At 36.9% G+C, this 6,649-nt stretch carries 7 protein-coding genes; 1 reads left to right on the top strand and 6 read right to left on the bottom strand.

Annotated features, from left to right (window positions below):
- A partial coding sequence (locus CXF89_RS21115; RefSeq protein WP_121955683.1) for an MFS transporter occupies positions 1 to 1,135 on the top strand: 1,135 nt, incomplete at its 5' end.
- Here the strand turns inward: CXF89_RS21115 and CXF89_RS21110 are convergent.
- The 6 genes from CXF89_RS21110 to CXF89_RS21085 all read right to left on the bottom strand — a co-directional run bounded on the left by CXF89_RS21110 (position 1,132) and on the right by CXF89_RS21085 (position 6,512).
- Positions 1,132 to 1,647: a M23 family metallopeptidase gene (locus CXF89_RS21110; RefSeq protein WP_121955682.1), complete on the bottom strand. Its 516-nt coding sequence runs from the start codon at positions 1,645 to 1,647 to the stop codon at positions 1,132 to 1,134. The two genes, CXF89_RS21115 and CXF89_RS21110, sit on opposite strands and share 4 nt — an antisense overlap.
- Before the next feature lie 89 nt (positions 1,648 to 1,736).
- Positions 1,737 to 2,006, bottom strand: a complete 270-nt coding sequence (locus CXF89_RS21105) for a YrhK family protein (RefSeq protein ID WP_024600642.1) — start codon at positions 2,004 to 2,006, stop codon at positions 1,737 to 1,739.
- A 150-nt stretch (positions 2,007 to 2,156) separates the two neighbouring features.
- Entirely contained in the window at positions 2,157 to 3,497 is a 1,341-nt protein-coding gene (locus CXF89_RS21100) for an SPFH domain-containing protein (RefSeq protein WP_076925962.1), read from the bottom strand.
- Positions 3,490 to 3,828, bottom strand: coding sequence for a methanolan biosynthesis protein EpsI (locus tag CXF89_RS21095; protein ID WP_121955681.1), 339 nt, complete (start codon positions 3,826 to 3,828; stop codon positions 3,490 to 3,492). The genes CXF89_RS21100 and CXF89_RS21095 overlap by 8 nt, the downstream gene beginning before the upstream one ends.
- A 236-nt stretch (positions 3,829 to 4,064) precedes the next feature.
- On the bottom strand, positions 4,065 to 5,552 hold the full coding sequence (locus tag CXF89_RS21090; protein WP_121955680.1) for a hypothetical protein: 1,488 nt from the start codon (positions 5,550 to 5,552) through the stop codon (positions 4,065 to 4,067).
- A 549-nt stretch (positions 5,553 to 6,101) separates the two neighbouring features.
- The gene (locus tag CXF89_RS21085) at positions 6,102 to 6,512 is read right to left on the bottom strand and encodes a hypothetical protein (protein WP_121955679.1); all 411 of its coding nucleotides are present in this window, start codon (positions 6,510 to 6,512) and stop codon (positions 6,102 to 6,104) included.
- Between the last annotated feature and the right edge of the window lie 137 nt (positions 6,513 to 6,649).

Below are 6,649 nucleotides of genomic sequence, written 5' to 3'. Positions count from 1 at the left end.
CCCTTTAGCGCCTGTTATAGGGCTGTCATTTTTTGCTATCGCATCAGGCTTTTTAATGAGCCTTATTCCGCTGTCGTTACCCGCATTTAAACTTGATGAAAATCTAGCGCCTTGGCTTGCGAGCATTTTTTACTTTGGCTTACTTATTGGCGCAACCACAATAGAGCGCATTGTGGTAAAAATTGGTCATCGCTTCGCATTTATATTATTTTTAAGCCTATTAATAGCAAGCGTGCTTGCACAACTTGCACTGCCAAATACCGTTAACTGGTTAATTGCACGATTTGTAGCAGGTTTTGCTGTTGCCGGTGTGTTTGTCGTTGTTGAGTCTTGGTTATTAATGACCAATACCGCAAAGTCGCGTGCAAAACGTTTGGGCTTATACATGACCTCACTTTATGGGGGCAGCGCGGTTGGTCAACTTGCTATAGAGCCGCTTGGCACCGAAGGTTCAACGCCTTATTTATTTGTAGCCTCGTTATTATTTTTAGCTATTTTAGCGCCTCTATTAATAACTAAAGGTCAGCCAGAAAAACAACATCTTGAAAAACTACCACTAAAAGAAATAAAATCACTAAGCCACCCAGCTATGCTCGGATGCTTAGCATCAGGCTTATTACTGGGCCCTATTTACGGCTTAATGCCTTTTTATATTGCAGCACAGACTGATCAAGCTCAGTACACTGGTACACTTATGGCGGTTATTATTTTAGGCGGCATGGTCGTGCAGCCGCTTGTGAGTTACTTATCTACTCGGCTTGAAAAAAGCTTACTGATGGGTATGTTTTGTTTAGTAGGCGCAGCCGGTGCTGTGGGTATATTACAAGCAAACACTTTAGCAGGATTAATAGTGAGCTACTTAATACTAGGCGCGTGCAGCTTTGCACTTTACCCGATTGCTATAACACTTGCGTGCGACTCATTGCCAATAGCAAAAATAGTCTCAGCAACTGAGGTTATGCTTTTAAGTTACAGTATTGGTTCGGTATTTGGCCCTATGCTTGCTGCCAATTTATCTGATGCATCAAACGGTATTGTGTTTTATTTAGCAGGCTGTTTAATCACTACCTGTATTTATATGTTTATTAAAAGCATTAAAAATATTCGCGCAGGTAAAACCCCAGTTGCAGGCTAAGTAGTTTTTAATTTGTCGTGTGGACTCAAAAAAAACATCTTTTTCCAGCCTTGGCTTTGTGTTGTATAAAGCCATGGCATGGGCACTAACGATAAAATAGAATAATGTACATGAGGCTGCTTCCCTGCGGCATTTCCTGTATCGCCTAGTAACCCAATTTGACTGTTTATGCTTACAACATCACCTGCACTTACCGAGTAGTCATTTAAATGTGCAAAATAATGTATACGCCATTTAGGCCCAAGCACCGCAACCACTTTACCACCACGAGTTAATTCACCTGCAAATATAACAATCCCGTTTGTTAAGGCAACTACAGGAGTGTTCTTTATGCCAAAAATATCAATTCCTTTGTGCACACCCGATCTGCCCCAAGGCTCATACCAAAATGTATTATGGTTCCAATCTTTAGGTGTAGCACCTTGTACCGGAATCATTATTTTTTCGGGAATTAGTAAGCCTATAATTAATAAAGTAGCTATTCCAATTGCAATCCACTTAAGTACTTTCACTGCTCTATCCTTGATATTTAAATAACTTATACTGGTAAATTATTAGCCATAGTAACTGAACTCATCATGAGTCGTATTTATGGTTTTATTTATGGAGTTTTATTTGAATGAAATACCCGACTAACATGTACTAAGCTGATCAACTTCAAAACAGGCTTTATAAGTAATTGAGCACTGCCCGCTATAAACAACCATGTGCCACTTTCTATTAGTGAGTCATTTAAAAAGAAAAAACTACCAATTAAAAACCACACGGCAATTAAAAAATCGTTAAATGCACCCAGCGCTTCATAACGCCGCTGGATGGTAATATGCTCTTGCCCTAAATCTAAAATAAACTGATTACTGCTGGAGTCCATAAGTACTGCTCACTCTTTTATTTCATAATTTAAAAAGCTTGTTTTACAAGCTAAGCCGCACCATACAATAACAAAATTTACGCAATAAAAAACGTTGGCCAATGCGAATTAGCCAACGTTTTTATTGTTTGTACAATACTTAACTATTGTTTATTTTTTATCTTTTTCTAAACGTTTTTTAAGACTTAATGCTGCATCAGCGGCTAATAAGCGCATAAATTCAGAGCCATTACTTTGCTCGCCTTGGCTCCCACCTATTACAATTTCAGGCACTAAACGGCTATTACCTAAACTTGTAAATAAAGCAGTTTGAATTTTAACTTCTGCTTTTAGCGTTTCATCAAATACATACTTAGGGTCAAGTGCCGCAGACTTAGCTCTTAAACGAGCCTCAGCTAAAACGTCCATACCTAATGCTTCTAAGCGTTGTTGCTTTAAAATCTCTTCTTGCTCTTTTGCAAGTTCCGCTTTTACAGCCACTCGTTGCTGCGCAGAAATAATAGCATTTGCCTTAATTCGCTCAGCATCAATTTGCTCTTTAATTTTTAGCTTTTCTGATTCAGCACGTTGCTTAGCAATTGCTTGTTCACCTAAAGCCACTTCAGTTCGTGCTTGCTGCTCTGCTTTTTTAAGATTTTGACGCGCTAGCGCTTCATCAGCAGCAGCTTGCTTTTGGGCTTCAAGGCGAGCATTTACTTTGCTTTCGTAGTCAATATCAATAATGCTGGCATCAACTACTGTAATACCGTAAGCGCCTAAAATAGGTGCATTACGCAGTGTATTACCTTCATCGTCCATTTTAATATTAATAGTGACGCGCTGCTGTTTACTTAAATTACCTAAATCGTCAGATTTATCGCGCTCACCCGTACTAATAATTTGTTCAGTAACAAAAATACCGTTGGTTAATTGATCAGCAAAATCTTGGCTTAATTGACCATTACCACCAGAGTAATGTTGCTCTACCGACATCATACGCGCCGATGCTTTTACATTTTCAGTGGTTGCACGCATTAATAAATTAGATATTAATGTTTCTTGTGAACCAAACTCTTCGTGTATTTTAAGTAAACCACGTAGAGCACCCGATTCTGCTGCTGGTACATTGCCTGGTAATCTAAAACGAGAAACACCGCGTGCGCCACCCGTTGTAGTATCTAAAAATCGAATGGGTATTAGCGGTACAATTGCGCTTGCTGTTGCACCGGCATCGCCCGTAAAATTAATCGAAATTACTTTTTTATAAGCCGATGTAGTACCAAACGCTTTTAAATAAGGGCCGGCTTGATTTATTACGGTTAAGTTACCTGTAAAAGCCGATTGATGGACTAAACGCTCATCTGCTTCATTCCATGAAACAACTTGCGATGTCAGCGTTGCAATTACCGCTAATACAACAACAATTGATGAAACAACAATTACATTACGACGACCAAATCGACTCATAAATGAGCCACTTTTTACTGCTGGGACTGCTTTTTCGCTATCCATTTTTACTACTCTCCATGTTTAATTTCTTTTTAACAAAGTAAATAATTTCCTGTTCACTCAAATGTGCGCAAAAGCTACCAGAGCGATGTAACTCAACAAATGTTGCAAGGATTTCTTCTTTACCTTTTGCTGTTTTATCTTGGTTTTCTTGTGTTTGATTTTTTTCTGTTAGTTGAGTGATTAGTTCATCCACTATCGTGTCTTTATCAAACAGTACGTTGTATTCTTTGGATTTTCTTACCCGACTTTTATGTACGTTGCTGTAAATTACATAAAGTGCAACGCATAAAATAATAACAAGTAAACTTAACCCTATAATATAAAAAATCATAAGCTCTACTTAAATTAGTTTAAATACCTAACAAGCAATAACAATTGTAAATATTGCTTAACAAATGTTAAGCCGTTAATTTTACAGTAAACCCGAGTAAAAAACAGATTAAAAATAAAGTTCATCAGGTATACAGTTATAAACGCACATAAAAGTAAGCTTTTTCAAACAAAAAAATGCCAGTCAGTTATTAACTGACTGGCATTAAGCTAATATTAATTGAAGTGCTTTTTACATTATTCGCATTGCGCCCAATCAACACCATTTTCACTGCATTCATGCAGCATTGTTCCATCTTCTCGGCGAGTATCTCTAAACCATTGCCCTTCAATTGTTTTAATAATACGTACGTTGTCTGTGGTTTTGTATTTACGCCAAAAGCTAGCATCAATAGATGTTTCGTCATCAAACTTATAGGGCATAGCAGCGAGTACGGTCACTAAATTTTGAGTGTCTAAATCAGCAGCTTTGTCTTTAACATTTACCCAATTAGATAATGTTTGAAAATCGGCATTTTCCTCTCTAAAGGCAAAGTCAGTTTGGTAAAACGATCCTGACTCAGTATAGCTAATGCTAAAACCTCGCTCGAACGGTGTATCTAGATTAGCACTAACGCATTCATCTGCTGTTGGAAAGTTAACCGATGGGCTTGTATTATCAACGCTGTAACGCACATTACTTTTCTCAAAACTAACGTTCTCAATACTAGAGCATCGGTAAGTACGATCGGCGTTAATGTAAACATCGTCTCTAACTGTTAATTTTCCATTTAACGATTCTTCGCCCCAAGGCGTATCTGTTGAATCCAATCGAGACAAAATAACGTCAATTTTGTCGAGTTCGTCTGTATTTTGAAGCTTTACTTGCTCATAAATAAGTTCAGCGCCTGCAAAAATAACTTTATCGCGGTACCATGCATTTTCAAACCCATACTCTGCATCTTTTGCTGTGTCTTGGTAAATCACTGCTCTTACTTCTTCTGCATCAGGAAACTGAGCATCTAACTCTTGTTTAAATTTATAGGCTGCTTTTAGTCCTTTAACAATCGCCTGTGCTCTGTCGTAAGCATCACTGTCACTATTGACAATAAAATCTGAGTACATTTGTTCAGTCGACAAATTGTAATGCGCTACCAAGTTTTGCATAACATTTGTTATTTCGCTCTGAAGACTTGCAAGTAACCCAGTATTTTCTTTGAGTGCATCACAACTTAAATTATTGCTACCAACTTTTTGTAGTTGAAGGCTCAATTGCTCCCAAATAACGGTTGTTAAAGGTGATATATTTCGAATGTCTTCATCAGTTAAAGCCTCAATTGAGGGCGGAAATGACATTTGATACGCTTGTGTTACCTCTCCTAAATCCTCGTCAATTGCGCCAACAGGTACATCAACATACATAGTTGAATACGGCACACACAGCGCCTGCTCTTCTGTAAAATTAAAACTATAATTACCCGATTCTTCAGAGACTACAGAAGGTTCTGTTTGCTCATCAAAAGTACCATCGCCATCAATATCTAGCCATACTATTGCACCAGATACATAACCATCAATGACCTTTCCAGTAAGAGAGATAGTGTTAACTTCTACGGGGTCTACTTTTATAGGATCAGGCTTAGCTACAACAGGTTCTATAACGGCCGCTTTATCACCGCCACCACATCCAATAAGGCCTAGCGTAAACGCTAATAAAATAGCTAACTGACTTTTTTTAAAAATCATACAAATACTTCCTTTTTTGCACTTTAATTATTATTAAAAATCATATTGTTATAAATTAATTAAGTTACTTTAATACAAAATAAGTAATGCCAATCTGCTTATATATAGGATCTAGTTAACGTTAAGAAAATTACGCTAGAACGAGGCAAAATTTTTGTATCTAGTTGTTCTAAATAAAATTTCAACGACGTTATAGTGCAATTTAATTTGTTAAAACGCTCAAAGATTTATGCAGGTTGGTATAAATTTAAACAACAGAAATTTATTGAATTTTTATGGGGGATGGCAACAAGTTAACATGCCCTGTACCTATATCCTTACATGGAAAGTTAGATTTAGCCATTACATTTGTTAATAAAATAAATGTATTATTTACTTTTAATCACTAATATAAGCTATGTATGCCGAGTTTAAAGGGGGTGAGTAGTAGAGTTTTTTTGTAAACAAATGTGTTTTAATCCAAATACAAAAACCCCACGTTAAGCTTTACCTAACGTGGGGTTTTGATACTCGCGAATTTTACAGCTAATTCAAGCTATAAATTTAATATTAAAGAGATAATTCTTCTTTAGCACGCGTTAAGTTATGCGTTACAAGTGAGTTTTTAGAAATTTGAACCGCTTCATATAAATCAGAAATACCAGCAGTGTCTTTTTGAGCCTTAATACGTGCTACACCACGGTTACTTAATGCAAACGATGTAAGTTCACGTACTTTTAAACGCGGACCATGGCTTTGCTTAAGTAATGCAATTGCTTGTGTACAAATAGCTTCTGCTTCTTCGTAGTTTTTTGATTCAACAGTTAAAGCACAGCTATTAAACGATTTTTCAAATGCTGGGGCTGCTGTTACAGAGTCTTCAATAACCATTAATTTATAATCACCTTGATTAGCCATTGCAGCAGCTGAGCAAGTTAATAATGAGCCAAGAGCGATGGTTTTTAAAAGTGTAAATTTCATGATTATATTCCTATTAAGTTAGTCGTACTTGTTGCCGACAACTAAACTTTAGAGTGTTAGCTCAATTACCACAAACGATAAAAACAAACCTAATAAGTGAATAAATCTAACCTATAGACTTTAGTCTAATGCCTTAA

This window comes from Pseudoalteromonas sp. MelDa3, from assembly GCF_002863625.1.
In the GTDB taxonomy this organism is placed as follows: Bacteria; Pseudomonadota; Gammaproteobacteria; order Enterobacterales; family Alteromonadaceae; genus Pseudoalteromonas; species Pseudoalteromonas arctica.
Note: the sequence above shows the minus strand (reverse complement) of the source record. Positions and strands in the feature narration are given on the sequence as shown.